This window comes from Exiguobacterium sp. s143 (genome assembly GCF_018618895.1).
GTDB classification, from domain to species: domain Bacteria; phylum Bacillota; class Bacilli; order Exiguobacteriales; family Exiguobacteriaceae; genus Exiguobacterium_A; species Exiguobacterium_A abrahamii.
This window is the reverse complement of the sequence record NZ_JACSMX010000001.1, coordinates 641,619-666,550: the sequence shown is the minus strand read 5'-3', so window position 1 is coordinate 666,550 and position 24,932 is coordinate 641,619. Positions and strand designations below refer to the sequence as shown.

Here is a 24,932-nt window from a genome sequence, read left to right as displayed (position 1 = left end):
GGAGCTAAAGATGAGTATTTGGGTGAACGAATCGACGAAAGTCATTATTCAAGGGATTACTGGTAACCAAGGGATGTTCCACGGTGAACAGATGATCGACTACGGCACAAACCTCGTAGGCGGTGTCACACCAGGAAAAGGCGGTACGGAAGTACTCGGTGGTGTTCCTGTCTTTGATACGGTCGCACAAGCGGTCGAAAAAACGGGTGCGAACGCATCGATCATCTACGTACCACCAGCATTCGCAGCGGATGCAATCATGGAAGCAGCAGATGCGAACATCGCGCTGATCATCTGTATCACGGAAGGTATTCCAGTTCTTGATATGGTCAAAGTAAAACGTTACCTCGAAGGCAAACCAGTTCGTCTCATCGGACCGAACTGCCCGGGCGTCATCACTCCAGGTGTCGCGAAACTTGGTATCATGCCAGGATATATCCATACACCAGGTCATGTCGGTATCGTCTCACGTTCTGGGACTTTGACATATGAAGCTGTCCATCAATTGACGACTGCTGGTATCGGTCAATCGACAGCTGTTGGTATCGGGGGCGACCCGGTCAACGGAACGGACTTCATCGATACGCTCAAAGCATTCAACGAAGATCCAGAAACAAAAGCCGTTATCATGTTAGGGGAAATCGGTGGAACAGCTGAAGAAGAAGCGGCTGAGTGGGTCAAAGCGAACATGACGAAACCAGTCATTGGTTTCATCGGTGGTCAAACAGCTCCTGCCGGCAAACGGATGGGTCACGCAGGTGCGATCATCTCTGGCGGTAAAGGAACAGCTGCTGAAAAAATCAAGACACTCCGTGCAAACGGAATCGAAGTGGCAGAAACACCAGCTGTCATTGGTGAGACGTTAATCCGTGTCATCAAAGAAGCAGGGATCTATGACGAGTGCGTGACGAACAGCACAGTCAAATAAATCAAAAAAAGGAGCTGTCCTGATCAAATCAGGACGGCTTTCTTCTATATAAATAAGAAGCTTAAATAAGGAGCGCTGATCTCATGAAACGTGAACTGTATATCCGCTTCGCCATGTGTCAGGTACCCTACACGATCGTCCGATTGATTGAGCAATTTGGAATCGTTCCAAGTCATGAATTACCCGTTTCGACGCGTCTTCGAAAACGGTATGAACAAGCATTACAGCTTGATTGGATCGAAGAGTCGATTCTAGTCAAAGGAGATCCACTGTTTCCGACTGTGTTACTGACGATCCCTCAACCGGTCTATGCCCTCTTTTACCGCGGTGATCCGTCCCGCCTAACACTTCCACGCGTCAGTATCATCGGTAGTCGAACCCCCTCACCGCACCATCTTTCCCGCATGCGTTTCTTGCAACCCTTCTTTCATCCAGATCTCGCCACCGTTTCCGGAGGTGCCTATGGTATCGATGCACTCGTCCATCGCTTGTCCTTAAAACATCAGCAGACAACGATTGCGGTTCTTGCTGGCGGACTTGATCGCCTATATCCTACTTCCCATGCTACTCTTTTTGAACGCATCCTCTCGAACGGTCTTCTTCTCTCTGAATATCCGCCCGGAACTCCTATTCAAAAATTTCAATTTCTAGAACGGAACCGGATCATTGCTGGATTATCTTCATCATTGATCATCGTCGAAGCGGCGAAACGAAGCGGTACGATGAATACTGCCAGTCACGCGCTTGACCAAGGAAAAGAGGTCTATTGTTTGCCGGGTTGTCCCACGGAATCGTTCTTTACCGGAACGAATCAATTGATCGCAGAAGGAGCGATTCCACTCCTTGATCCGGAAGAAGTTTCAAAAAGTATTCGGCTGAACGTTGACAAATGGGAATCGAGACTACTATGATAAGTGAGATTAAAATACGAGTACGCCTCTAATAGGGAGCGATTGCAATGGCAAAATATCTAGTAATCGTCGAGTCACCCGCTAAGGCAAAAACCATTAAACGTTATCTCGGATCCAACTATACCGTGAAAGCGTCGATGGGGCACGTCATTGACTTGCCGAAAAGCCAAATGGGAGTCGACGTCGAACATGACTATGAACCGAAATATATCACGATCCGTGGTAAAGGTCCGGTCTTAAAAGAACTCAAGACAGCTGCGAAAAAAGCACAAAAAATCTATCTCGCAGCCGACCCCGACCGTGAAGGGGAAGCGATCGCATGGCATTTAGCTAAAGCATTAGGCGTTGATGAATCAACGGAGTGCCGCGTCGTCTTCAATGAAATCACGAAAGATGCCATCAAGGATTCGTTCAAGCGACCACGCAAGCTCAACTATGATCTTGTCGATGCGCAGCAAGCCCGTCGTATCTTGGACCGCCTTGTTGGTTACAGCATGAGTCCGTTATTATGGAAGAAGATTAAAAAAGGGTTATCTGCGGGACGCGTTCAATCCGTTGCCGTCAAGATGATCATCGATCGTGAACAAGAAATCAACGCGTTCATGCCTGAAGAATACTGGACGATCAAACTCGAACTCGATGCAAACGGTGAAAAGCTCGAAGCGAACTTCTACGGAGTCGATGGCAAGAAGCGTGAACTTCATTCGCAAGAAGAAGTCGATCAAATCTTGAATCAACTCTCAGAAGACTTTACAGTTGATTCCGTCACGAAAAAAGAGCGGAAACGGAATCCGGCGTTACCGTTTACGACGAGTTCTTTGCAACAGGAGGCAGCACGTAAGCTGAACTTCCGAGCGAAGAAGACGATGATGATCGCACAACAGCTATACGAAGGAATCGAAATTGGAAAAGAAGGTACAGTCGGTTTGATTACGTATATGCGTACCGATTCGACACGGACGTCAGATTCGGCGAATCTCGAAGCACACGGGTTCATTGAGCAGGCGTACGGAAAAGAATACATCGCAAGCGAGAAACGTAAAGAAAAGAAATCAGCGAACTCACAAGATGCACACGAAGCGGTTCGTCCGACTTCGACGATGCGCGAGCCACAACTCGTCAAATCGTATTTATCGCGTGATCAGTTCCGCTTATATAAACTAATTTGGGAACGGTTCGTCGCAAGCCAGATGGCGCCAGCGATTCTCGATACTGTCAAAATCGATCTCGTCTCGAACGACGTCACGTTCCGTGCGAACGGGTCGACCGTTAAATTCCCGGGCTTCATGAAGGTCTACATCGAAGATACGGACGATGAGGCGGTTTCAGACGTCAAGGAAGGACTACTTCCTCCACTCGATGAAGGGGAAGAGTTGAAACAATCAGCAATCGAACCGAAACAACACTTCACACAACCACCGCCACGTTATACGGAAGCACGTCTCGTCCGGGCGATGGAAGAGCTCGGTATCGGTCGTCCGTCGACGTATGCGCCGACGCTCGATACGATTCAAAAACGGGGTTACGTGACGCTTGAAGAGAAGAAATTCTTACCAACGGAACTCGGTGAACTCGTCATCGATATGATCAGCGACTATTTCCAAGAGTTCATCACTGTCCAGTTCACGGCAGACATGGAAGCTTTACTCGATGCGATCGAAAAAGGTGACATGCAGTGGACGGAAGTCGTCGATCCAATCTATAAGTCCTTTGCAAAGCGTCTGACACGAGCAGAAGCAGAAATCGAGAAGATTGAAATCAAAGATGAACCGGCTGGAGAAGATTGTGAAGTCTGTGGTCATCCGATGGTCATCAAGATGGGGCGTTATGGCAAGTTCATGGCGTGCTCGAACTTCCCAGAGTGTCGTAACACGAAACCGATCCAAGTCGAGATCGGTGTGAAGTGTCCGACATGTGGAACGGGCGACATCGTCGAACGTCGTAGTAAAAAAGGACGTTTGTTCTACGGTTGTTCGAACTATCCGGAGTGTGAGTTCGTCTCATGGGATAAACCGGTCGAAGAACCATGTCCGGTATGTAGCAGTATGATGGTACAAAAGAAAATCAAGAACGGTGTGAAAGTAGAATGTACATCTTGTGGACATCATGAAACACGCATCGATCAGGAGCAAGAGGAGGAATGACCGTTGAAACGTGTAACGGTAATCGGCGCGGGACTTGCAGGTTCTGAAGCAGCATGGCAACTTGCAAAACGCGGCGTACAAGTAGACTTATATGAAATGCGGCCTGTCAAACAGACACCCGCGCACCATACAGACCAATTCGCTGAACTCGTTTGTTCGAACTCACTTCGAGCGAACCAGTTAACGAACGCAGTTGGTGTCTTAAAGGAAGAGATGCGTCAGCTCGATTCCTTGATCATGAAAGCAGCAGACTTAGCGAGCGTTCCAGCAGGTGGAGCACTTGCTGTCGATCGGCATGACTTCGCAGGATATGTGACGGAAACGTTGAAAAACCACCCGAATGTTACCGTCCATCATGAAGAAATCGAAGCGATTCCAGATGGTCCGACGATCGTCGCGACGGGTCCGTTGACGAGTGCGGCATTATCGGAATCACTTAAACAATTCACAGGTGAAGATTACCTATACTTCTTCGATGCAGCGGCACCGATTCTCGATGGAGACACGATCGATCGTGAGAAGGTTTACCTGAAATCACGATATGATAAAGGCGAAGCTGCCTACTTGAATTGTCCAATGACGGAAGAAGAATTCCAGCTCTTCTATGATGAGCTGATCAATGCGGAAGTCGTTCCACTGAAGGAATTTGAAAAAGAGATTTACTTCGAGGGCTGTATGCCATTTGAAGTTCTCGCTTCTCGCGGACCGAAAACGCTCTTGTTCGGACCAATGAAGCCAGTCGGACTGGAAGATCCGAAGACAGGCAAACGACCATATGCTGTCGTTCAATTGCGTCAGGATAACTCAGCTGGAACATTGTTCAACCTTGTCGGCTTCCAGACACATTTGAAATGGGGCGAACAAAAGCGGATCATTCGCTTGATTCCTGGTCTTGAGAATGCAGAAATCGTCCGTTATGGTGTCATGCACCGTAACACGTTCGTCAACTCACCGAATTTGTTGAAACCAACGTATCAGACACGTACACGTGACGACTTGTTCTTTGCTGGTCAAATGACAGGTGTCGAAGGGTACGTCGAGTCAGCAGCGTCCGGCTTAACAGCAGGAATTAACGCGGCACGTCTCGTCAATGAGGCGGAACCGGTTACGTTCCCGCAGGAAACGATGATGGGTGCGATGTCGCACTATATCACGACGACGGAAGGGAAGAACTTCCAGCCAATGAATGCCAACTTCGGATTGGTACCAGCACTCGTTGGTCATCCGGTTCGGATGAAAAAACCTGAGAAGTATGCGCTCTACGCAGAGCGAGCACTTGAAGCAATCAAAGATTTCACGGATATGTGATTTTTGATGGGGAGAAAGGCGTGATTCAGCGCTCTTTCTCCCCATTTCTTAATTTGTCATAAAAGCGCGATAATTTCGTTAATTTTTCGGTTTTTGGTCTATTGTCAGACTACTTGGTCTGTGCTATGCTAAGGGCGATTCGAGAATGAAATGGTCAGAAGGGGGCGCATTCATGGGGATAGACACTGCTTTTGAGCGACTGCTAGAAGATTTTATGCGGTATGTTCATATTGAACGTCAATTATCTCCGAATACAGGTCGCTCTTATGATCAAACACTTCGACAATACGCCGCTTTTTGCCGCGATCATCAGTTACGATCGATTGAATTGGCAAGTGCACGGCGTTATTTGTATGCTCTTTACGATCAGGAGCTGGCGCGGGCGACGATTGCACAAAAAGTTTCCTGCCTCAAACAATTTGGTCGTTTTTTGACACGTGACACCGATGAGCCTAATCCATTCGATGGATTAAAAGCACCAAAACGACAACAAGGACTTCCGACATTCCTCGTCCCAACGGAATATGAACGTTTCCTCGATGCCTTTCGATCGAGTGATACGCTTGGCAACCGGAATGTGGCGTTAGTAGAACTTTTATATGCGACGGGTATGCGGGTCAGCGAGGTCGTTCAACTAGATCTTCGTGATCTCGCGACTGATCACTCCTACGTCCATGTGTATGGAAAAGGTGGGAAGGAACGCATCGCACCAATCGGAACCTTTGCTAAAGATGCATTAGAACTGTACTTACCATCACGAGATCCAATCGCAGGTCATGAGCAAGCGTTGTTCTTGTCTCATTCAGGGCGTCGATTGACGACGGATGCGATTCGGAAAATCATGAAAAAAGGGGAACAACTCGTTGGGAAACATGTGACACCACATGCGCTTCGTCATAGTTTCGCGACAGATTTACTGGAAAGAGGCGCCGATTTGCGAGCGGTCCAGGAGTTACTTGGACACGCATCGCTGTCGACGACTGGTCAGTATACACACGTAACGACGGAACGCTTACGACATGTTTATCAACAAGCACATCCTCGTGCCTAAGGGAGGAAACATTGATGTTTCATGCAACGACGATTTTTGCGATTCAACATAACGGACAATCCGCGATGAGCGGAGACGGACAAGTGACTTTCGGAAACCAAGTCATCATGAAGAAAAGTGCGAAAAAAGTACGGCGCCTCTATGGTGGCAAAGTCATTGCCGGATTTGCTGGAAGTGTCGCGGACGCGTTCACACTCTTTGAAAAATTCGAAGCGAAGCTTGAAATGTATAACGGGAACTTACAACGGGCAGCAGTTGAGCTGGCGAAGGAATGGCGAGGCGATAAGATGTTGCGTCAACTAGAAGCACTCTTACTCGTCATGGATGGAACACATCTCTTACTTGTATCCGGAAACGGGGAAGTCATCGAACCGGATGACGGCATTCTCGCAATCGGTTCAGGTGGTAATTATGCGCTTGCAGCAGGTCGCGCTTTAGCTCGACATGCAAGTCATCTCACAGCAGAAGAGATCGCCCGCGCAGCTCTTGAGACGGCTGGTGAACTCTGTGTCTTTACGAACGATCAAATCATCCTAGAAACGATCGGAGGCAATGACCATGCATGAATTGACGCCAAGACAAATCGTCGAGAAGTTAAATGAACATGTCATCGGACAAGCGGATGCTAAACGTGCGGTGGCGATTGCTTTACGTAATCGGTACCGTCGACAATTACTCGATGCATCGATGCGGGATGAAGTCACACCGAAGAATATCCTGATGATTGGACCGACCGGAGTCGGAAAGACTGAAATTGCGCGACGCCTCGCGAAACTCGTCCGTGCGCCGTTCGTCAAAATCGAAGCGACGAAGTTCACGGAAGTAGGGTACGTCGGTCGTGATGTGGAGTCAATGGTGCGGGATCTCGTGGAAGCGTCTCTACGTCTTGTCAAAGATGAGAAAAAAGAAGCGCTCAAAGATCGAGCGGAAGCAGTGGCGAACGAACGAATCGTCGATGCGTTGTCTGGTAAAAAATCGTCATCTGGTCTTGGTGGTGGAACGAATCCGTTTGAAATGTTGTTCGGTGGTAACCAAAAGCAACAAGAGCCAGATACATCGGAAGCGACAGCCGACCGTTCGTTACTTCGTCAGCAATTGCTGACGGGGCAACTCGAGGATCGAATGATCGAGGTCGATGTCGAAGAACGTCAAGTGGATTTATTCTCTGGGCAACAAGGTATGGAGGGGCTTGCGAATCTTCAGGATATGCTCGGACAAGTTATGCCGAAGAAAACGAAGAAGCGTCAGCTTACAGTCAAGGAAGCACGTCCGATTTTAACAGCGGAAGAAGCAGAACGATTGCTTGACTTGAACGAAGTCCATGACGAAGCTGTCCGCCGTGCAGAACAGATGGGCATCATCTTCGTCGATGAGATCGATAAGATTGCGACAAAAGGACATGACTCAGCTGGTGTTTCACGAGAAGGTGTTCAGCGAGACATCTTACCGATTGTTGAAGGATCGACGATCGTTACGAAATATGGTCCAGTCAAGACGGATCACATCTTGTTCATCGCTGCGGGTGCATTCCATATGGCAAAACCATCTGATCTGATTCCTGAACTCCAAGGTCGTTTTCCGATCCGTGTCGAACTCGACAGTTTGACAGAAGATGACTTTGTTAAGATTTTAACTGAACCGAATCAAGCATTACTCAAACAATATAAAGCATTATTAGGGGCAGAACACGTTCATGTCACCTTTACAGAAGAAGCCATTCGTGAAATCGCACGGATTGCTGCACAAGTGAACGATGAGACGGATAATATCGGAGCGCGACGCTTGTATACAATCATGGAGCGGGTCCTTGAGGAATTATCCTTCGAAGCAGCAGACATGCCGGAGACGGATGTAACGATCACGCCACAATACGTGACGGATCGAGTTGGAAAAGTAGCGGATGATCGAGACTTAAGTCAGTTCATCTTATAAAGTGGAGGAAGAAAAAATGAATTTATTGGCGAAAACGCGGAAGCTGAATACGATGTTACAACAAGAAGCGAGCACACATGTTGATTTCAAGGTCATGGCTGATCGACTCAGCGAAGTCATGGAATCGAACACATTCATCGTAAGTCGGCGCGGTAAGTTACTAGGTATCGCAATCAAGCAACAAATCGAAAATGACCGGGTCCGTGGTTTCTTAGAAGAACGTCAATTCCCGGAAGATTATACGAAAAAATTATTTAACGTCACTGAAACAACAGCAAACATTGCCATCGATAGCGAACATACGGCATTCCCGGTCGATAACCGTGATACGTTCGAAACGTCAAAGACGACGATCGTACCAATCATCGGTGGTGGCGAACGCCTTGGTACACTTGTTCTCGGTCGTATGGTAGAAGACTTCAACGAAGAAGACCTCGTGCTTGCGGAGTATGGTGCGACAGTCGTCGGGATGGAGATCCTTCGTGAAAAGGCTCATGAGGCGGAAGATAAAGCACGCAAGAAAGCGGTCGTTCAGATGGCGATCAATTCATTGTCTTATTCAGAACTTGAAGCGATTGAGCATATCTTCGAAGAGCTGGAAGGAAATGAAGGATTACTCGTCGCTTCAAAGATTGCCGATCGCGTCGGTATCACGCGTTCCGTCATCGTCAATGCGCTTCGTAAGCTCGAAAGTGCAGGAGTCATCGAGTCACGTTCGCTCGGGATGAAAGGGACATACATCAAAATCTTAAACGATAATTTCCTATATGAATTAGAACGAATTAAATCGAACTAAAAAAGGGAATTGCTGCTTATAGAGAGAAGACCTAGTTAAGCACTAGGTCTTTTTTGTTTGACTAGGTATTATTTATCATTTTTATAAGAAAAGGGAATAAAAAACAGAATATTAACATCTCATTACCCTATTTTTCAAAAAACTTCTTTTCAAACATTGACCTATTTGTTTCAATTATTTCAGATATGTTACTAACGACTTACTTTTTGTCGTGATTTTGAATATAGTTTCCACGAGTGGAGGAAAGAAGATGAATTGGTTAGGGTCTGACTATAATTTAATGACACAAGCTGTCAATCGAACGGTCATGGCACAGGAAGTCATCGCTAAAAACATCGCGAATGTCGATACGCCCGGGTATAAGGCAAAGCGAGTCACGTTTGGAGATGTGCTCGATTCAGAGATGAAAATGAGTTTAAAACGACACGCAACGATTGGAACTTCTGGTAGCATCGTTGATCGACCGAATACGATGCGCAACGATGGAAACGGTGTTGATATCGACCTTGAGATGTCTGAATTATCACGCAATCAAATTGAGTACGAGGCGTTGGTCGAACAGTTGAATCGTAAATTCTCTGGCATCCAGTCTGTTATCCGAGGAGGAAAGTAATCGATGAGTATGTTCAACGGATTTCATACGTCTGCGTCCGGTTTAACTGCCCAGCGTTTGCGGCTCGATACAGTCTCGGCGAATATCGCGAATGCTCAAACGACACGAGGTGAGCTCGTCAATGGACAGTGGCAACCGTATGCGAGAAAACTCGCTGTGTTAAAAGAGACCGCCAATGGTGTCACGGTCAGTGAATTGAAGAAGGATCCTGAACCATTCAAATTAGAATATAATCCGACGCATCCAGATGCGGATGAACTCGGGTACGTCAAGATGCCTAATGTCGATATCTTAAAAGAAATGGTCGACATGATGGGCGCGACACGCTCTTACGAAGCGAACGTAACGGCTTTGAACGCGACAAAAGCGATGCTCGTCAAAGCGATGGAGATTGGTAAATAAGTAGAGGAGATGAAGAGATGGCAATTCAACCAATTCAAAACATGCAGATGGTACTACCCATGCAGACAGTCGCTAAGACGACACCAAGTGATTTTAGTGAGGTGCTCAGCGAGGCGATGAACGGACTGAATGCAACGCAACATGCCTCATCTCAAGCGCGCGTCGATCTCGCGACAGGAAAGACGACGGATCTACATAACATCATGATTAAAACAGAAGAAGCATCGCTTTCTATGCAACTCGCCCTTGAAGTCCGTAACAAAGGCATCGAAGCATACCAAGAAATGATGCGTATGCAACTGTGACTGTTAAGGAAAGCGTGGGAGATGTTGAATGAACGAACGTTTAAAAGCTCGATTGGGAGCAATGAATACGACATGGAAAGAATGGTCACTTGCGAAGAAGGCGACGATTTTAGGAATCATCGTCGTCGTTTTAGCGGCGTTGATTGTTGCGATCATCTGGTTATCTAAACCAACAATGACGCCTCTTTATTCGAAGCTATCCCCTCAAGAGGCGGGGCAAGTGACGGAAAAGCTAAATGAAGATGGAATCGCATCGGAAGTCGTCACTGAAGCAAATGGCGTGACGATACTTGTTCCAGAAGCAAACGTTGAAAACTTAAAAGTCGAATTAGCGACGGCTGGTATACCAAAATCCGGTCAAATCGACTATTCCTTCTTCAGTGAAAACGCTGGATTCGGAACGACGGATAAAGAAATGAACATTCTCGAACGCGATACGATGCAGACGGAACTTGAAAACTTGATTACACAAGTCAACGGGATTGAATCTGCGAAAGTCATGATTACTCTCCCAGAGAAAAGTGTTTTTCTCTCTGATGAAAAAGAAACTTCAACAGTCTCTGTCGTCTTGACTTCTAGCGCGGGTAGTAATCTTAACAATCAGACGGTTCAAGGGTTGTATCATTTGATTGCAAAGAGTATTCCGAACCTTAAAGAAGAAAACATTACGATCATGGATCAGTATTTTACGTATTACGAGCCAGGATCTGCTACGCAAACGGCGGGTGGAACCGATCCGATGGCGCTGAAGAAAACGACGGAAAACGATTTACGCAAGCAGATTCAGCAGATGCTATCTGTCGTTCTCGGTCCACAAAAAGCACTCGTTTCAGTTACGGCAGATGTCGATGTCACGAAACGTCAGGAAGAACAAAAGCTTGTTGAGCCAGTAGATCCCGATAAAATCGAAGGGATCGTCACGTCTGCTGAAAAAGTAGCAGAAGCGTACACAGGCTCTGCAAATGCTGGTACAGCAGGTACGGGGCAAAATGAGACGACGAATTTCCCGGCGGGTACTGGAACGACGGGTGATACGAGTGAGAAAACACACGATATCATCAACTATGAAGTCAATCGAATCACAAAACAAATCACAGGAGCTCCTTACGAGATTCGTGATTTAGGAATTCAAATCATCGTCGAGCCACCAAAAGGTCAGAATCAGATCGATCCACAACTACAAACTGACTTACAGACGATGATGTACTCGATCATCCGGACATCATTAACGAAGACAGATGCGAAAGCAACGCTGACGGATGCAGAACTTGCCAATAAGGTCGTTGTCATGTCTCGACCATTCGCGGAAACGACAGCAGCGACGAAAACGACGACGGCAACACCGATGTGGGTTTGGTTCGCCCTTGGTGGAGCGGCAATCCTCGTCATTGGAGCAGTCATCCTCCTCATGCGTCGACGGAGAGCGAATGAAATTGAAGAACTTGAGGAATGGACACCGATTGAGACGGAAATTCCGGAATTATCAACAGAAGATACGAGCGATGGTGCAGTCAAACGAAAACAGCTTGAAAAACTCGCTGAATCCAATCCGGATGAGTTTGCGAAATTATTACGTACTTGGTTAGCGGAGGATTGATGAGATGAAGAAGCTAGAAATGAACAGTCGGGAAAAGGCTGCGATTCTCATGATTTCGTTAGGTCCTGAAGTCGCTGCCAGTGTATATAAACATTTATCGGAAGAAGAGATGGAATGGTTGACCCTTCAAATCTCAAGTATGAAACGAGTCGATCCAGAAGATAAGTTAGTCGTTCTCGATGAGTTTCATGAACTAGCGATGGCGCAAAACTACATCACTCAAGGTGGAATTGGGTTTGCTAAATCGGTTCTTGAGAAGGCGCTTGGTGAAGAAAAGGCGATGGAACTCATCTATCGCCTGACATCGACGTTACAAGTCCGACCGTTTGAGTTTGCACGAAAGGCAGACCCGAAACAGCTATTGAACTTCATTCAAAATGAACATCCGCAAACAATCGCGCTTGTTCTTGCCCATCTTGATCCTGCCAAATCAGGACAGATTCTCTCGGAGCTACCGGCAGAAGCACAATCCGATGTAGCACGGCGGATTGCGACGATGGACAGAATGAACCCGGAGATCATTAGTGAAGTAGAGCAAATTCTCGAACGGAATCTGTCACAAGCAGGCATGCAAGATTTTGCGCAGTCTGGCGGTATCGAGGCGGTCGTTCAAGTATTGAACGGGGTCGACCGGACAACCGAACGAACGATTCTCGATACGCTCGAGATTCAGGATCCAGAACTCGCAGAAGAAATCAAAAAACGGATGTTCGTCTTCGAAGATATCGTCACGCTCGATGCACGGGCGATTCAGCGCATCATTCGCGAAGTATCGAACGAAGATCTACTGTTGGCACTCAAAGTATCGTCAGACGACGTCAAGGATATGGTCTACCGCAACATGTCACAACGGATGGTCGAATCGTTCAAAGAGGATATGGAATTCATGGGTCCTGTTCGTCTCCGAGACGTCGAAGAAGCACAAAGTCGAATCGTCGGAATCATCCGCCGCTTAGAAGACATGGGTGAGATCGTCGTGGCTCGTGGTGGAGGAGATGATATTGTTGTCTAACGTCATCAAAAGACAAGCTGTGATTGAACGACAGGAACGAACACTCGTTCAAGTCCGAAATGCTCAGGAAGAATCGGCAATCGTTCCAGATACGTTCTATGAAGAGCGGATGGCTGAAGGTCAAGCTGAACTAGAACGTCTTCGCCAGGTGATGGTTTTAGAGTTTGAACAGCGTCAGCGTGAGTTTGAACAAGAACGTCTTCAGGCATTAGAGGAAGCACGTCAACGAGGATATGAAGAAGGACACCAGGCTGGATTTGAAACAGGACGTGCGGAAGGACAAGCAACGTTCGAAGAGCAAATCGCAACGACAAATACGTTTACTGCACGAATCGAAGAGCAAAATCAAGAGCGATTGATGCGATTGGAACATGAATTGTGTGTGCTTGGACTCCAGGTGACGCATCAGTTTCTAGAGCAGTTACATGATGAAGAAGAAGAGGCATTATACCAATTATTACATCAGTTGATCATTCAGTTCCGAGATCGTGAAAAGATCATTATCTACGCTTCACCAGCGGATTTTGAACGGGTCGTTTTGCTTGAAGAGCAGCTCCAAGGTGTTCTAGGTGCTAATGCGACGATTCAATTACGATTTGATCCAGCGCTTAAAGCACGCGATTATCGGATCGACTCGGAGAATGGAGCAATCACAGGTGGTTTGACAAGTGGCTTTGAAGCCCTACAAACCAAAATCAAAGAGGTTTTACATCATGTTTAACGTAAATGCGATTCAAGCCGCAGTTCGAGAAATTCGTCCGGAAGAACTCGTTCAGCATTCCGGAAAGGTCGTACAAGTGATTGGATTGATGATTGAATCACGTGGACCAACGGCTGTCGCAATCGGCGAGCGTTGTTTGATCCAAATTCAACAACGGCAGACGATTGAAGCGGAAGTCGTCGGTTTTAGAGAAGGTCACGTCCTACTCATGCCGTATGGTGAAACGACATCGATTGCTCCAGGCTCGATCGTTCTTGCGACAGGAAAACCACTCCACGTCCCTGTAGGCGATGAACTGATTGGTAAAGTGCTTGATGGTCTAGGGAGACCACTGGACGGAGAGGCATTAGAAAATTTCCGTACGACATCAATCGTTCGTAAACCACCGAGTCCATTGGAGCGACCTCGTATCAGTGATGTTCTCTCGACGGGCATCCGTGCCATCGATGGGCTACTAACGGTCGGTCAAGGACAACGCGTTGGTTTGTTTGCAGGATCAGGAGTTGGGAAGTCGACACTACTCGGGATGATTGCAAAACGATCGACAGCAGACATCAACGTCATTGCCTTGATTGGTGAACGAGGACGTGAAGTCAAGGAATTCGTGGAGGCAGAACTTGGCGAAGAGGGGATGAAACGCTCCATCTTGGTCGTAGCGACGAGTGATCAACCGCCACTTGTTCGTTTAAAAGGCGCCTATACGGCAACAGCCATCGCTGAATACTTTCGGGATCAGGGTAAGAATGTGGTCTTGATGATGGATTCCGTCACACGTTTTGCGATGGCGCAGCGAGAAATCGGTCTTGCGACAGGTGAACCACCTGCATCAAAAGGATATACGCCAAGTGTATTTGCTCTTCTTCCTCAATTGCTTGAACGTAGCGGGAAGACACAAGACGGCTCGATCACGGCTTTTTATACCGTACTCGTCGATGGAGACGATATGAATGAACCGATTGCTGACGCTGTACGAGGGATCTTAGACGGTCATTTCGTTCTTGATCGTAATCTTGCGAACAAAGGACAGTTTCCAGCGATTCATGTCTTACGATCCATCAGTCGTGTCATGAATCAAATCACGACTGCTGAACAAAAGACAGCTGCCGTCGCATTTCGACAGCTGTTATCGACGTATCTTGATTCGGAAGACTTAATCAATATCGGCGCCTACAAAAAAGGGACGAATCCGGAAATTGATCGTGCCGTCGATAAATATCCGGAGCTGATCCGTTTCTTAAAACAACAAATCCATGAAGACAGTGACTTCGAGAAAGCTTGTCAGCAACTCATGGCAACGATTCAGTAAGGAGGGCGGAAGATGAAGACGATTTATGAACGAATCATTCCTTTGGCTGAAGCAGAGAAAGATCGCGTCGCAAAAGAATTGAGCCTTCATAAAAAACAATATGAGATCGAAGTCGAAAAACTATACCATCTGCTCGTCCGTTATGAATCCTTTCTGAAAGCGCAAGATGAGATTGGCATCGTCGAATTAACGTCTTCGCAATATCGAGAGCGGGCTCGAGATGTCGTGAAGCAAGAAATCGAACGGCAACAACTGTACGTGACACAATCGAAAAATCGCTATGAACGCGCACAGGAAGCACTCGAACGAGCGTTGATCGAGGAGAAGAAGTTTAGTCGTCTGCAAGAGAATCATACGGTTGAAACGAAACGAATCGAGGCATTGACGGAACAAAATCAATTAGATGAACTGGCATTGTTACAGTTTGGAAGAGGACGGATGATATGAGTGAAAATAAAACGTCAAAAGGATGGATCGTACCTTTATTGATCATCCCTTTGATTTTAATCTTGCTGACAGCTTATTTCGTATTAAATTATGCGAATGGACGTCCATTGCTATCCTTACCGTTCGCAACGGAAAAAACGACTACGAATCAAGCAAATCCGTCAGCAGAACTCGAACGTCGTCTGAAAGTAGCGAATCAAGAAATCAAGAAACTACGCAATCAAAGCAAAGAACAATCGGATAGTTTAAAAGCTAAAGAACAGGAAGTCGAACGTTTGATTGCAGAACGGGATCGTTTAAAACAAACACCGACGCCCGCGACGACGGATCAAACGAAGGCGACGAAGAAAAAAGCAGCATCTGTGACAGATGTCTATGCTGAAATGGCACCAAAGGATGCTGCGCTCATCTTAAACGAACTCAGTCCGACAGAAGTCGTACCGATCATCGAGGACATCGATGCGGAACAACAGGCGGCGATCATTGCCAAGATGGACGCTAAAAAAGCGGCGGCCTTAACACAGCTACTCGCGACGAAGTAAGGAGGGAAGCCAGATGAACATGACGGAAGTAATACAATCATCCTCCCCGAACTTGAATACTGGAACAGGGAAAAAAGGAGAGATGACCACGGTTGGTGGTCAATTTGCTTCGTTACTGGATTATCTGACGAAGTTACCAACAGCGTCATCGTCACCGTTCTCAGCTGATTTGACAGCACTCGAGACGAAAGTGGAGACACCACTATTACCGGATTGGATACAAGAACTCGTAGATCAACCGGACGAGCTTCTCTCTTTACTAAAACAACCGGAAGTAGAGGCGTTAAAACAAGAACCAAAGAAAATGGAACAACTACTAGCGTTCGTCAAACAATTGCTTGAGGGAAATGTCGAGCAGGCGAAAAATCAGTTCGATCAATTGCCACCATTGCTTCAGCAAGTCGTCTTGCAGACAGTAACGAACGATACGATCAAAATGAAAGATCATCATACGAACAACTTAAAACAACCATTACTTACTACGATTGAAGGAGACATTTCCGCGTTGCCTGTGAAACAGACGCTCCCGCAACCTGGTCCTATTGTCGAAACGCTCAAGTCGGACACTGTAGCTGTAGCTGAGCAGGCAAAAGGAAAGACACCGCTCCCGTTGGCATTCGCTTCACTCATGCGAAAAGCGACCATGCCCGTTGATCCAGAAGGAAAAGCCGCGCTGACTCCAATGAGCATGCCGATTTACAAAGGTACCCCGTTGCAAACGATTCTTCCAGTGCCGCTACCCGTACCAGAACAGATTCAACAACGGATTGAAGCTGCACTTCAACAGGCACCGTTCTTAAAAGGTGCTGACGGGTCAACTCGATTGTCGATTCGTCTTTATCCAGAGCAGCTTGGAGAGGTCGTCGTTCAACTCGATCGTAAGGAGGGGGCATTGACCATCAAACTGTTTGCGAGTACTGAACAAGCGAAACAATCGATCGAGCAACAACTCGGAAAATTGCAGACAGCTTTACACCAGCAGACCCCGGTCGTGAAGATCGAGACGGGGATGATCGCATCTAGTGCACGGGAGTTTCAACAGTCCTTCACACGTGATCAGCAGGAGCATGAGTCCCCTTATCAAGAAACACCCGCTCCAGTAGAGGAAGAAGAGGAGGAAGACGATGACTGATGCAATCAAAACAGATGGTACTTCATACCAGCTTCCTGAAAAGTCACAAGTACCGACGAATAAAGCAATGGATAAAGATATGTTCATGAAAATTCTGATTGCCCAGCTGTCGAATCAGGACCCGACGGCACCAATGGAAGATAAGGATTTCATTGCTCAGATGGCGCAGTTTTCTTCACTTGAACAGATGCAAGCAATCGGGAAGACGATGGACACGATGGTCTTGAACCAACATGCGACGGCGTTATTATCCTACAGCAATCTGATTGGTAAGAACGTCAGTTATGAAGCAGAGTCAAAGACGACCGATGCTTCTGGAGCAGAACAGACGACGACCGTCGAAGAGACAGCCAGTGTCGTTAGTGTAAAACGGGATGGGCTGGATATCATGGCCGAATTATCGAACGGAAAACAGATTAGTGTATACGAGTTGACGCAGATTCAATCAAAGGAGGAAAAATAATGTTACGTTCAATGTATTCAGGAATCAGTGGGCTTAAGAACTTTCAGACGAAACTGGATGTCGTCGGGAATAACATCGCGAACGTCAACACGTTCGGTTATAAAAAAGGACGGGTGACGTTTAAGGATCTCGTCAGCCAATCGGTCGGTTCATCATCCGGTGCAGGCGGCAATGTCGGTGGGACGAACCCGAAACAGGTCGGTCTTGGAGCATCGATGTCAACAGTCGATAATGTGTATAACCAAGGTGCGCTTCAGAATACGGGTCGCGTTCTCGATGTTGGGATTTCTGGTGAAGGATTCTTCCAAGTCGTCACGGCGGAAGGGATTCGTTATACCCGTTCAGGTAACTTCTATACGGATCTTGATGGAAACTTAGTTACAGGTGACGGAAACTACTTAATCGGTACTGGGACACAAGGAGCTGCAAACGGTACTCCGCCAGTACCCCTTCCGGAAGCAGGTGGCGCAGGATTCCAAAAACTAAAAGTACCAACGGATGCACGTAACTTATCAATCGGTAAAGACGGTCTCGTCACTTACGTCGATACGACAGGAGCATTACAAAACGTCGGTTATATCACGATCGCGAACTTTGCTAACCCGGGTGGTCTAGAAAAATCAGGTGTCAACGTGTTCGCAGCGTCACAAAACTCAGGTGAGCCAGTACTTGGAACACCGAGCTTGAACGGAATGGGGCAATTGACATCTGGAACGCTCGAAATGTCAAACGTCGACTTATCAGAAGAGTTCACGGAGATGATCATTGCTCAACGTGGTTTCCAAGCGAATACGCGAATCATCACGACTTCTGACCAAGTTCTTGAGGAATTGGTCAACCTGAAACGATGATTACGCTAACGACATTACGTAATGCACCACTCGTACTAAACGCCATACTGATCGAATCTGTCCGTTCCACTCCGGATACGACGATTCAACTCGTTGGCGGACAGATTTATGTCGTGAAGGAATCAATAGAAGAGGTCAAGGCAATCGCAATCGCTTTTTATCAACAAATCGGATTAGCGGGCTTGAACAGTGTAAGGAGGCTCGAAGATGGCCGAGGAAAAGAAGAAGAGTAAACTAAAAATCCCTTTAATCATGATCATTGTCGCAGCACTGATGGTTGGCGCAGGTTATATGATCATGAATTACTTTTTAGCTAATGATACGACAGAAGCAAAAGTCGAACAGCCGACAGGTGAAGAACTTGATGCACGAAGTCTTCAGACAGACGACTTGACGACGAACATCGCTGATGAACGTTTTTTGAATGTCCAATTTACGATCGTTACAGACGATCAAGCAACACGTGATGATTTAGAATTACGAAAGTTTCAAATCAATAACATCATCTTAGGTGATTTATCTGCGATGAAAAAGTCGGACTTAGACTCAAAAGCGGATATGGAGAAGCTCGAAGAACGATTACGGATGCAGTTCAAGAAGCTCATTCAAGAAGGTGATGTCCAGCGTGTCTATACGACGAAAAAAATCATCCAGTGAGGTGGCAGCATGAGCGAAGTATTATCCCAACATGAAATCGATGCCTTGCTATCAGCCATTTCAAGCGGAGATATGGAAGTCGAGGAAATCCGAAGCCAAGAGGAGCAGCGCCGTGTCAAAGTCTATGACTTTAAACGAGCGCTTCGCTTCTCAAAAGATCAATTACGGAATTTGACGCGTATCCATGAACAGTTCGCCCGAGTGTTGACGACGCATTTTTCTGCACAACTTCGGACGTACGTCCAGTTCACGGTCAATACAGTCGAGCAACTCCCGTACGATGAATTCATTCATTCTATTCCGAACATGACATTGATCAATCTTGTGAACCTTCATCCGCTTGATGGAAAAGTCTTGTTCGAAGTCAATCCGAACATTGCTTATGCGATGCTCGATCGATTACTTGGAGGACCGGGTGAAGGGATGAACAAGATTGAAAATTTGACGGAAATCGAGACGCGTATTCTGACACAATTGTTCAAACGTGCCTTCGTCCAATATGGCGCCGCTTGGGAGTCGGTGACGGAAGTCGAGGCGGAGTACGACGATTTAGAAATCAATCCGCAGTTTCTACAGCTCGTTTCTCCGAATGAGACGGTCATCCTCGTTTCGATTTACGTAACGGTTGGAGAAGTGAGCGGCACGTTGAATGTCTGTCTGCCGTTCGTGACCCTTGAATCCGTTCTTCCGAAATTATCAAGTCATTATTGGATGCAACAAGAAAAGCGAACGACAGCAGATAATCAAGAGTCTGAACACATGCAAACGCAGTTGATGAGTTCCGTCGTCGATTTAAAAGCAGTGCTCGGCCAAACAGAGCTATCGTTTGGTGAATTGTTACACCTCGAAGTAGGCGATTGTTTATCCCTGAAGACGCGGGCCTCAGATGCCGTCGATGTATTCGTCGATGACCGGAAGATGTTCAAAGCCCGACCGGGACTAAACGGGAAACACCTCGCTTTGCAAGTCTTACAACGAATTGAGGAGGAATAACATGAGCGATATGCTTTCGCAAGATGAAATCGATGCGTTGTTACGCGGAACGCCATCAAACGATGAACCGCAAGATTCGGACGCAGAGGAAATATTAGATGATATGGAAATCGATGCGCTAGGGGAAGTCGGAAACATCTCACTTGGGAATTCAGCAACGGCCTTATCGGCATTGTTGAATCAAAAAGTAGAAATCACGACACCACATGTTCGGATGATTTCGATGGAAGAATTACGAAGTCGTTATCCGATTCCGCACGTCGCGTTGCGTGTCGGCTATACAGAAGGATTCAAAGGAGAAAATGTCCTGATCCTGACACAGCGAGATGCTTCTGTCATCGCGAACCTGATGATGGGAGGCGATGGTGTCATTGATGAATCGCTTGAGATGGATCCGATTGCTCTATCTGCTGTACAGGAAGCGATGAATCAGATGATGGGAGCTGCTGCGACATCGATGTCGACAGTGTTCTCCATGCGAATCGATATCTCACCACCTGCTGTTGAAATTTTTGATTTTTCACAAGATAAGAGCATCGTCGATAGCTTTTCTCTTTGGGAGAACATGGTCATCATCGAGTTTGATTTGAAGATTGGCACGATGATTGATTCAAAAATCGTTCAATTAGCACCACTGGATTTCTCGAAACAATTGATTCAAAAACTCTTTAGCGCGAGTACGACCCAACAAGCAGAACCTGCACCACAAGCAACGGCACAAGCGCAACCAGAACAACCACAACCACAAGCGCAACCGACACCGGCACCAGCGATGGAACAACGAACGGTCGTCCCACCACCTGAACCGAAAGCAACGCCAGTCGGTGTCAGTCCAGTTCAATTTAGTCAGTTAGGTGAGATGGAAGTAGAGGGCACGCCAGGGAATATCGGAATGTTATATGATGTTCCGTTGAACGTCACGGTTGAGTTAGGACGGACACGCCGCTCCGTTCGTGACATATTGGAATTAACACAAGGTTCTGTCATCGAGCTGGATAAACTGGCAGGGGAACCAGTTGACGTTCTTGTCAACAATACATTGATCGCAACGGGTGAAGTGGTCGTCATCGAAGAGAACTTCGGTGTACGCATTACGGAAATCGTAAATACAAAAGAACGTCTTCGGATGTTCTAAGGAGGAACTATTATGAGTGCAAAAGTATTAATCGTAGACGACGCCGCTTTCATGCGGATGATGATCAAGGAAATCCTATCGAAGAACGGCTATGATGTCGTCGGTGAAGCAGAAAACGGACGCGAAGCGGTCACGAAGTATAAGGAATTGACACCGGACCTTGTCACGCTAGACATTACGATGCCTGAGATGGACGGAATCTCTGCGCTTAAAGAAATCAAAGCATTCAATCCTGCCGCTAAAGTCATCATGTGTTCAGCGATGGGGCAACAGTCGATGGTCATCGACGCGATTCAAGCAGGTGCAAAAGATTTCATCGTCAAACCGTTCCAAGCGGATCGTGTGCTTGAAGCGGTCTCGAAAACTGTCTCGTCATGAAAAAAGTGACTTTGCTGATTTGTCTTCTGTTTCTGCTGACACTTCCTGTACAGGCTGAAACGGTCGAAGAAAAATTAAATCCAACCAAGAACGATGCACCGACGACTCAGCAAGTCGATGAGAGTCCTTCCATGGCATTGACCATCTTTAAAGGAGTCGTCGTTCTCGTCGTCTTGATCGGCGGATTCATCCTCGTGACACGTTTTATTCACGAGCGGACGCGAGGCGTCAGACATTCCGGACGATTGACCCATCTAGGTGGTGTACCACTTGGTAAGGATCGATCGGTTCAGTTAGTGAAAGTGCAGGATAAGATTTATGTCGTCGGTGTTGGGGAGAACGTGCAACTCTTAGACACGCTGGACGATTTAGAGGGATACGAACCGACGGATCTTGAAGAGGCATCTTCGAAATCAGCACCTTCACCATTTCTTGAGACGTTCAAACAACAACTCGAGCAACTGCAGAAGAATCGAGGGCGCTCATGAATACGATTGAAAACCTGATCTCACTCGATACTCCGTCAGGAACAGCAACATCGATTAAGCTGCTCGTATTACTGACGTTGTTATCACTGGCGCCCTCGTTACTAATCTTAATGACTTGTTTCACGCGTGTCGTCGTCGTGTTGTCGTTCGTCCGTTCGGCTCTCGGAACACAACAGACGCCGCCGAACCAGCTACTCGTCGGACTGGCCTTATTCATTACGCTTTTCGTCATGTCGCCCGTCATATCGGAATTAAACACGACGGCTTTAAAACCATACATGGCTGATAAAATTAGTCAAGATGAAGCGTTTGATAAAGCAGGAGATACGATGAAACGCTTCATGTCGAAGCACACGCGAACGAATGATTTAGAACTATTCTTAAAATACGGTAATTATGAAAAACCGGAAAAGATTGAAGATATTCCACTCGTCGCACTCGTTCCAGCATATGCGATTAGTGAATTGAAGACAGCCTTCCAAATCGGCTTCATGATCTTCATTCCTTTCCTTGTCATCGACATGGTCGTCTCGAGTGTTTTGATGTCGATGGGAATGATGATGTTACCGCCAGTCATGATTGCGTTACCGTTTAAATTGCTGTTATTTATTTTAGTCGATGGCTGGCACCTGATTGTTGAATCACTGCTCGTCAGTATGCGTTAGGGGGAGAAAAGATGACTCAAGAAATGATTATTCAGTTGGCGAGTTCTGCTGTCTGGACATTACTCAAAGTATCGGCCCCCTTGTTACTCGTCTCGCTCGTCGTTGGTCTGCTCGTCAGTATTTTGCAGGCGACGACGCAGATTCAGGAACAGACGTTATCGTTTGTTCCAAAGATTGTTGCCGTGTTTTTAGCACTCGTCTTCTTTGGACCTTGGATTATGCAGGAGTTACAGACCTTTACGATTGATCTATTCAAACAAATCGCTGAGGTTTCCCGAAAATGACATTACTTTCTTTCCTGAGTGTTTTTCTGCTCGTCTTTGGACGGATCGTCGGTTTTCTCGTTGCGGCGCCTTTGTTTTCATCAAGACAATTACCAGCGCAACATAAATTAGCACTTGCGGCGGGTCTTGCTTACTTTGCGAGTTACGCCGTGAAGACGGACGTTCGTGTAGAAGACTTCGATTTTTTCTTTCGGATGGGAACGGAAGTCTTAGTGGGGCTAGCTCTTGGCTTACTTGCCAGTTTTTTATTATACGCCCCACAAATTGCGGGTTCGATTATTGATTTACAGATGGGTCTTGCGATGGCTTCCGCTTATGATCCGATGTTTGGCGGACAGTCACCAATCGTCGGACGATTTTATTACATGCTGACGTTACTCGTCCTGCTCGCTTCTGATATGCATCTCATTTTACTGGACGGCATCTATACGAGCTTTCAGATCTTTCCGCCGGGCAGTCTGATTGCGGTATCAGGCGACGCAGGAATGAGTTTGGTCATCCGTGTCGTCGGACTTGCGATGTTGACTGCCTTACAAATGGCGATGCCACTTGTTGTTTCACTCTTTTTAGTGGATCTCGCACTTGGTTTCTTAGCGAAAACGGCACCCCAGTTCAACATTTTTGCGATTGGTTTTTCCGTCAAACTGTTAATGGGATACGCGATTCTGTTTTTATTAGCAGGAGCGACGATCACAGGAATCGGTCGATTCGTTCCATTGTTGCAAGATGTACTTGCAGACGCCATTCGATTACTAGGAGGTTAAGGACATGCATTCATATCGATTACGCCTTGATCTTCAGTACTTCGCTGGTGAGAAGACGGAAAAAGCGACACCTCGAAAGCGGGATGACTCGCGTAAAAAGGGACAGGTCGCAAAATCAGCAGATTTAACAAGCAGTTTTATGTTATTCGCGATGTTTCTTGTTCTCTATTTTTTCGGTCCATTTCTAGGACGGCGATTCGTACTCGTCCTACAAGATGGTCTCAGTGCAAGTCAAGTTCTGCAAGCCGTCGAAGAGGGACGAATTGAACAGATTTTAGTCGAGATGCTGATACAAATGGGGATTTTAGTCGCCCCCTTCTTTTTAACAGCGGTCGTCATCGGGATCCTTGGAAACTTCGTTCAGATTGGTGTGCTCTTAAGTGGTGAGGCGATTCAGCCGAAGCTGGACCGGATCAATCCGCTTCAAGGCGTCAAACGGATCGTTAGCGTTAAAGCACTCGTCGAGTTTTTGAAATCCGTTTTTAAACTGTTAGTCATCGGTGTCACGAGTGGCACTGTTCTTTGGAATAACAAGGTCGAGATTTCGAGGCTGACCTCGGAACCAATCGGCGATGCGTTAGCTATCATTGGTCATTTAACATTTTTGCTCGGTTTGTCGGTCAGTATCGCCTTGATCGCGTTAGCCATTCTGGACTTCGCTTATCAAAAATTTGATTTTGAAAAGTCGATTCGAATGAGTAAACAGGATTTAAAGGATGAGCATAAGAACACGGAAGGTGACCCTCAAATCAAAGGAAAGATTAAACAACAACAACGGGAGATGGCGATGCGGCGGATGATGCAAGAAATACCGAATGCCGACGTCGTCATCACGAACCCGACCCATTATGCGGTAGCGATTCAATACGATGACGGAAAACACATGGCACCGATCGTCGTTGCAAAAGGCGTAGATGCTGTCGCGTTCCGGATTCGGGAGAAGGCGACAGCAGCTGATGTCCCGATTGTTGAAAATCGTCCGCTGGCGCGGGCGTTGTTCGCTCAAACAGAGATTGGTATGGCAGTGGATGAAACGTTCTATCAGGCGCTCGCTGAAACACTCGCCTTTGTCTATCAACTGAAACAAGCAAAATGAAAGGATGAAGC

At 46.8% G+C, this 24,932-nt stretch carries 30 protein-coding genes; all 30 read left to right on the top strand.

All coding sequences use genetic code 11. The features are described 5' to 3' along the window. The first annotated feature begins 10 nt into the window (after window positions 1-10). The 30 genes from sucD to flhB all read left to right on the top strand — a co-directional run bounded on the left by sucD (window position 11) and on the right by flhB (window position 24,921). The gene (gene sucD, locus KNQ03_RS03750) at window positions 11-928 is read left to right on the top strand and encodes a succinate--CoA ligase subunit alpha (RefSeq protein WP_023468731.1); all 918 of its coding nucleotides are present in this window, start codon (window positions 11-13) and stop codon (window positions 926-928) included. Between the two features lie 83 nt (window positions 929-1,011). Continuing rightward, entirely contained in the window at window positions 1,012-1,839 is an 828-nt protein-coding gene (gene dprA / locus KNQ03_RS03745; protein ID WP_214723616.1) for a DNA-processing protein DprA, read from the top strand. 47 nt (window positions 1,840-1,886) lie between these two features. Next, window positions 1,887-3,983, top strand: a complete 2,097-nt coding sequence (gene topA / locus KNQ03_RS03740) for a type I DNA topoisomerase (RefSeq protein ID WP_029342082.1) — start codon at window positions 1,887-1,889, stop codon at window positions 3,981-3,983. A 3-nt stretch (window positions 3,984-3,986) separates the two neighbouring features. Beyond that, a complete protein-coding gene (trmFO, locus tag KNQ03_RS03735; RefSeq protein ID WP_023468729.1) occupies window positions 3,987-5,291 on the top strand; it encodes an FADH(2)-oxidizing methylenetetrahydrofolate--tRNA-(uracil(54)-C(5))-methyltransferase TrmFO in 1,305 nt (434 codons plus the stop codon). A 172-nt stretch (window positions 5,292-5,463) separates the two neighbouring features. Continuing rightward, complete coding sequence (locus tag KNQ03_RS03730) at window positions 5,464-6,342, top strand: tyrosine recombinase XerC (protein WP_214723613.1); 879 nt, start codon at window positions 5,464-5,466, stop codon at window positions 6,340-6,342. A 14-nt stretch (window positions 6,343-6,356) separates the two neighbouring features. Then, window positions 6,357-6,908, top strand: coding sequence for an ATP-dependent protease subunit HslV (gene hslV, locus KNQ03_RS03725; RefSeq protein ID WP_023468727.1), 552 nt, complete (start codon window positions 6,357-6,359; stop codon window positions 6,906-6,908). After that, on the top strand, window positions 6,901-8,274 hold the full coding sequence (gene hslU, locus KNQ03_RS03720; RefSeq protein WP_058705424.1) for an ATP-dependent protease ATPase subunit HslU: 1,374 nt from the start codon (window positions 6,901-6,903) through the stop codon (window positions 8,272-8,274). The genes hslV and hslU overlap by 8 nt, the downstream gene beginning before the upstream one ends. Window positions 8,275-8,290: 16 nt before the next feature. Then, on the top strand, window positions 8,291-9,070 hold the full coding sequence (gene codY / locus KNQ03_RS03715) for a GTP-sensing pleiotropic transcriptional regulator CodY (protein ID WP_023468725.1): 780 nt from the start codon (window positions 8,291-8,293) through the stop codon (window positions 9,068-9,070). Window positions 9,071-9,320: 250 nt separating this feature from the next. Next, window positions 9,321-9,683: a flagellar basal body rod protein FlgB gene (gene flgB, locus KNQ03_RS03710; protein WP_214723611.1), complete on the top strand. Its 363-nt coding sequence runs from the start codon at window positions 9,321-9,323 to the stop codon at window positions 9,681-9,683. Between the two features lie 3 nt (window positions 9,684-9,686). Then, window positions 9,687-10,085 (top strand): flagellar basal body rod protein FlgC, encoded by a 399-nt coding sequence (gene flgC, locus KNQ03_RS03705; RefSeq protein WP_029342078.1) that lies wholly within the window; start codon window positions 9,687-9,689, stop codon window positions 10,083-10,085. A gap of 17 nt (window positions 10,086-10,102) precedes the next feature. After that, window positions 10,103-10,390 (top strand): flagellar hook-basal body complex protein FliE, encoded by a 288-nt coding sequence (fliE, locus tag KNQ03_RS03700; protein ID WP_214723610.1) that lies wholly within the window; start codon window positions 10,103-10,105, stop codon window positions 10,388-10,390. A 28-nt stretch (window positions 10,391-10,418) separates the two neighbouring features. Beyond that, complete coding sequence (gene fliF / locus KNQ03_RS03695) at window positions 10,419-11,987, top strand: flagellar basal-body MS-ring/collar protein FliF (RefSeq protein ID WP_214723609.1); 1,569 nt, start codon at window positions 10,419-10,421, stop codon at window positions 11,985-11,987. A gap of 4 nt (window positions 11,988-11,991) precedes the next feature. Continuing rightward, window positions 11,992-12,999 carry a flagellar motor switch protein FliG gene (fliG, locus tag KNQ03_RS03690; protein ID WP_050677479.1) on the top strand — a complete coding sequence of 336 codons (1,008 nt, stop codon included), beginning with the start codon at window positions 11,992-11,994 and terminating at the stop codon, window positions 12,997-12,999. After that, the gene (locus tag KNQ03_RS03685; protein WP_149427592.1) at window positions 12,983-13,720 is read left to right on the top strand and encodes a FliH/SctL family protein; all 738 of its coding nucleotides are present in this window, start codon (window positions 12,983-12,985) and stop codon (window positions 13,718-13,720) included. The genes fliG and KNQ03_RS03685 overlap by 17 nt, the downstream gene beginning before the upstream one ends. After that, window positions 13,713-15,026: a flagellar protein export ATPase FliI gene (gene fliI / locus KNQ03_RS03680; RefSeq protein WP_214723607.1), complete on the top strand. Its 1,314-nt coding sequence runs from the start codon at window positions 13,713-13,715 to the stop codon at window positions 15,024-15,026. Before KNQ03_RS03685 ends, fliI begins: the two co-directional genes overlap by 8 nt. A 12-nt stretch (window positions 15,027-15,038) precedes the next feature. After that, window positions 15,039-15,473, top strand: a complete 435-nt coding sequence (locus KNQ03_RS03675; protein ID WP_029342072.1) for a flagellar export protein FliJ — start codon at window positions 15,039-15,041, stop codon at window positions 15,471-15,473. Further along, entirely contained in the window at window positions 15,470-16,015 is a 546-nt protein-coding gene (locus KNQ03_RS03670; protein ID WP_214723605.1) for a MotE family protein, read from the top strand. Before KNQ03_RS03675 ends, KNQ03_RS03670 begins: the two co-directional genes overlap by 4 nt. 13 nt (window positions 16,016-16,028) lie before the next feature. Continuing rightward, complete coding sequence (locus KNQ03_RS03665; protein WP_214723603.1) at window positions 16,029-17,147, top strand: flagellar hook-length control protein FliK; 1,119 nt, start codon at window positions 16,029-16,031, stop codon at window positions 17,145-17,147. Continuing rightward, a complete protein-coding gene (locus KNQ03_RS03660) occupies window positions 17,140-17,610 on the top strand; it encodes a flagellar hook capping FlgD N-terminal domain-containing protein (RefSeq protein ID WP_029342069.1) in 471 nt (156 codons plus the stop codon). Before KNQ03_RS03665 ends, KNQ03_RS03660 begins: the two co-directional genes overlap by 8 nt. Beyond that, the gene (flgG, locus tag KNQ03_RS03655) at window positions 17,610-18,461 is read left to right on the top strand and encodes a flagellar basal body rod protein FlgG (RefSeq protein ID WP_149427591.1); all 852 of its coding nucleotides are present in this window, start codon (window positions 17,610-17,612) and stop codon (window positions 18,459-18,461) included. The genes KNQ03_RS03660 and flgG overlap by 1 nt, the downstream gene beginning before the upstream one ends. Beyond that, window positions 18,458-18,694 carry a flagellar FlbD family protein gene (locus KNQ03_RS03650; protein WP_029342067.1) on the top strand — a complete coding sequence of 79 codons (237 nt, stop codon included), beginning with the start codon at window positions 18,458-18,460 and terminating at the stop codon, window positions 18,692-18,694. The genes flgG and KNQ03_RS03650 overlap by 4 nt, the downstream gene beginning before the upstream one ends. 19 nt (window positions 18,695-18,713) lie before the next feature. Continuing rightward, window positions 18,714-19,118 (top strand): flagellar basal body-associated FliL family protein, encoded by a 405-nt coding sequence (locus KNQ03_RS03645; protein ID WP_231681733.1) that lies wholly within the window; start codon window positions 18,714-18,716, stop codon window positions 19,116-19,118. Between the two features lie 9 nt (window positions 19,119-19,127). Beyond that, window positions 19,128-20,111, top strand: a complete 984-nt coding sequence (fliM, locus tag KNQ03_RS03640; protein WP_029342065.1) for a flagellar motor switch protein FliM — start codon at window positions 19,128-19,130, stop codon at window positions 20,109-20,111. 1 nt (window position 20,112) lies between these two features. Further along, entirely contained in the window at window positions 20,113-21,246 is a 1,134-nt protein-coding gene (gene fliY / locus KNQ03_RS03635) for a flagellar motor switch phosphatase FliY (protein ID WP_050677473.1), read from the top strand. A 12-nt stretch (window positions 21,247-21,258) separates the two neighbouring features. Then, window positions 21,259-21,624 carry a response regulator gene (locus KNQ03_RS03630; protein ID WP_029342063.1) on the top strand — a complete coding sequence of 122 codons (366 nt, stop codon included), beginning with the start codon at window positions 21,259-21,261 and terminating at the stop codon, window positions 21,622-21,624. After that, window positions 21,621-22,112 carry a flagellar biosynthetic protein FliO gene (locus tag KNQ03_RS03625; protein ID WP_133207502.1) on the top strand — a complete coding sequence of 164 codons (492 nt, stop codon included), beginning with the start codon at window positions 21,621-21,623 and terminating at the stop codon, window positions 22,110-22,112. Before KNQ03_RS03630 ends, KNQ03_RS03625 begins: the two co-directional genes overlap by 4 nt. Continuing rightward, on the top strand, window positions 22,109-22,777 hold the full coding sequence (gene fliP, locus KNQ03_RS03620; RefSeq protein WP_029342061.1) for a flagellar type III secretion system pore protein FliP: 669 nt from the start codon (window positions 22,109-22,111) through the stop codon (window positions 22,775-22,777). Before KNQ03_RS03625 ends, fliP begins: the two co-directional genes overlap by 4 nt. Before the next feature lie 11 nt (window positions 22,778-22,788). Beyond that, window positions 22,789-23,061: a flagellar biosynthesis protein FliQ gene (fliQ, locus tag KNQ03_RS03615; RefSeq protein WP_023468705.1), complete on the top strand. Its 273-nt coding sequence runs from the start codon at window positions 22,789-22,791 to the stop codon at window positions 23,059-23,061. Then, window positions 23,058-23,825, top strand: coding sequence for a flagellar biosynthetic protein FliR (gene fliR, locus KNQ03_RS03610; RefSeq protein WP_029342060.1), 768 nt, complete (start codon window positions 23,058-23,060; stop codon window positions 23,823-23,825). The genes fliQ and fliR overlap by 4 nt, the downstream gene beginning before the upstream one ends. A gap of 4 nt (window positions 23,826-23,829) precedes the next feature. Beyond that, window positions 23,830-24,921: a flagellar biosynthesis protein FlhB gene (gene flhB, locus KNQ03_RS03605; RefSeq protein WP_029342059.1), complete on the top strand. Its 1,092-nt coding sequence runs from the start codon at window positions 23,830-23,832 to the stop codon at window positions 24,919-24,921. Window positions 24,922-24,932 lie beyond the last annotated feature (11 nt).

Coding starts and splice junctions, on each gene's coding strand:
- sucD (WP_023468731.1), top strand. CDS start 11: ATGAGTATTTGGGTGAACGAATCGACGAAAGTCATTATTCAAGGGATT.
- dprA (WP_214723616.1), top strand. CDS start 1,012: ATGAAACGTGAACTGTATATCCGCTTCGCCATGTGTCAGGTACCCTAC.
- topA (WP_029342082.1), top strand. CDS start 1,887: ATGGCAAAATATCTAGTAATCGTCGAGTCACCCGCTAAGGCAAAAACC.
- KNQ03_RS03730 (WP_214723613.1), top strand. CDS start 5,464: ATGGGGATAGACACTGCTTTTGAGCGACTGCTAGAAGATTTTATGCGG.
- hslV (WP_023468727.1), top strand. CDS start 6,357: ATGTTTCATGCAACGACGATTTTTGCGATTCAACATAACGGACAATCC.
- hslU (WP_058705424.1), top strand. CDS start 6,901: ATGCATGAATTGACGCCAAGACAAATCGTCGAGAAGTTAAATGAACAT.
- codY (WP_023468725.1), top strand. CDS start 8,291: ATGAATTTATTGGCGAAAACGCGGAAGCTGAATACGATGTTACAACAA.
- flgB (WP_214723611.1), top strand. CDS start 9,321: ATGAATTGGTTAGGGTCTGACTATAATTTAATGACACAAGCTGTCAAT.
- flgC (WP_029342078.1), top strand. CDS start 9,687: ATGAGTATGTTCAACGGATTTCATACGTCTGCGTCCGGTTTAACTGCC.
- fliE (WP_214723610.1), top strand. CDS start 10,103: ATGGCAATTCAACCAATTCAAAACATGCAGATGGTACTACCCATGCAG.
- fliF (WP_214723609.1), top strand. CDS start 10,419: ATGAACGAACGTTTAAAAGCTCGATTGGGAGCAATGAATACGACATGG.
- fliG (WP_050677479.1), top strand. CDS start 11,992: ATGAAGAAGCTAGAAATGAACAGTCGGGAAAAGGCTGCGATTCTCATG.
- KNQ03_RS03685 (WP_149427592.1), top strand. CDS start 12,983: ATGATATTGTTGTCTAACGTCATCAAAAGACAAGCTGTGATTGAACGA.
- fliI (WP_214723607.1), top strand. CDS start 13,713: ATGTTTAACGTAAATGCGATTCAAGCCGCAGTTCGAGAAATTCGTCCG.
- KNQ03_RS03675 (WP_029342072.1), top strand. CDS start 15,039: ATGAAGACGATTTATGAACGAATCATTCCTTTGGCTGAAGCAGAGAAA.
- KNQ03_RS03670 (WP_214723605.1), top strand. CDS start 15,470: ATGAGTGAAAATAAAACGTCAAAAGGATGGATCGTACCTTTATTGATC.
- KNQ03_RS03665 (WP_214723603.1), top strand. CDS start 16,029: ATGAACATGACGGAAGTAATACAATCATCCTCCCCGAACTTGAATACT.
- KNQ03_RS03660 (WP_029342069.1), top strand. CDS start 17,140: ATGACTGATGCAATCAAAACAGATGGTACTTCATACCAGCTTCCTGAA.
- flgG (WP_149427591.1), top strand. CDS start 17,610: ATGTTACGTTCAATGTATTCAGGAATCAGTGGGCTTAAGAACTTTCAG.
- KNQ03_RS03650 (WP_029342067.1), top strand. CDS start 18,458: ATGATTACGCTAACGACATTACGTAATGCACCACTCGTACTAAACGCC.
- KNQ03_RS03645 (WP_231681733.1), top strand. CDS start 18,714: ATGATCATTGTCGCAGCACTGATGGTTGGCGCAGGTTATATGATCATG.
- fliM (WP_029342065.1), top strand. CDS start 19,128: ATGAGCGAAGTATTATCCCAACATGAAATCGATGCCTTGCTATCAGCC.
- fliY (WP_050677473.1), top strand. CDS start 20,113: ATGAGCGATATGCTTTCGCAAGATGAAATCGATGCGTTGTTACGCGGA.
- KNQ03_RS03630 (WP_029342063.1), top strand. CDS start 21,259: ATGAGTGCAAAAGTATTAATCGTAGACGACGCCGCTTTCATGCGGATG.
- KNQ03_RS03625 (WP_133207502.1), top strand. CDS start 21,621: ATGAAAAAAGTGACTTTGCTGATTTGTCTTCTGTTTCTGCTGACACTT.
- fliP (WP_029342061.1), top strand. CDS start 22,109: ATGAATACGATTGAAAACCTGATCTCACTCGATACTCCGTCAGGAACA.
- fliQ (WP_023468705.1), top strand. CDS start 22,789: ATGACTCAAGAAATGATTATTCAGTTGGCGAGTTCTGCTGTCTGGACA.
- fliR (WP_029342060.1), top strand. CDS start 23,058: ATGACATTACTTTCTTTCCTGAGTGTTTTTCTGCTCGTCTTTGGACGG.
- flhB (WP_029342059.1), top strand. CDS start 23,830: ATGCATTCATATCGATTACGCCTTGATCTTCAGTACTTCGCTGGTGAG.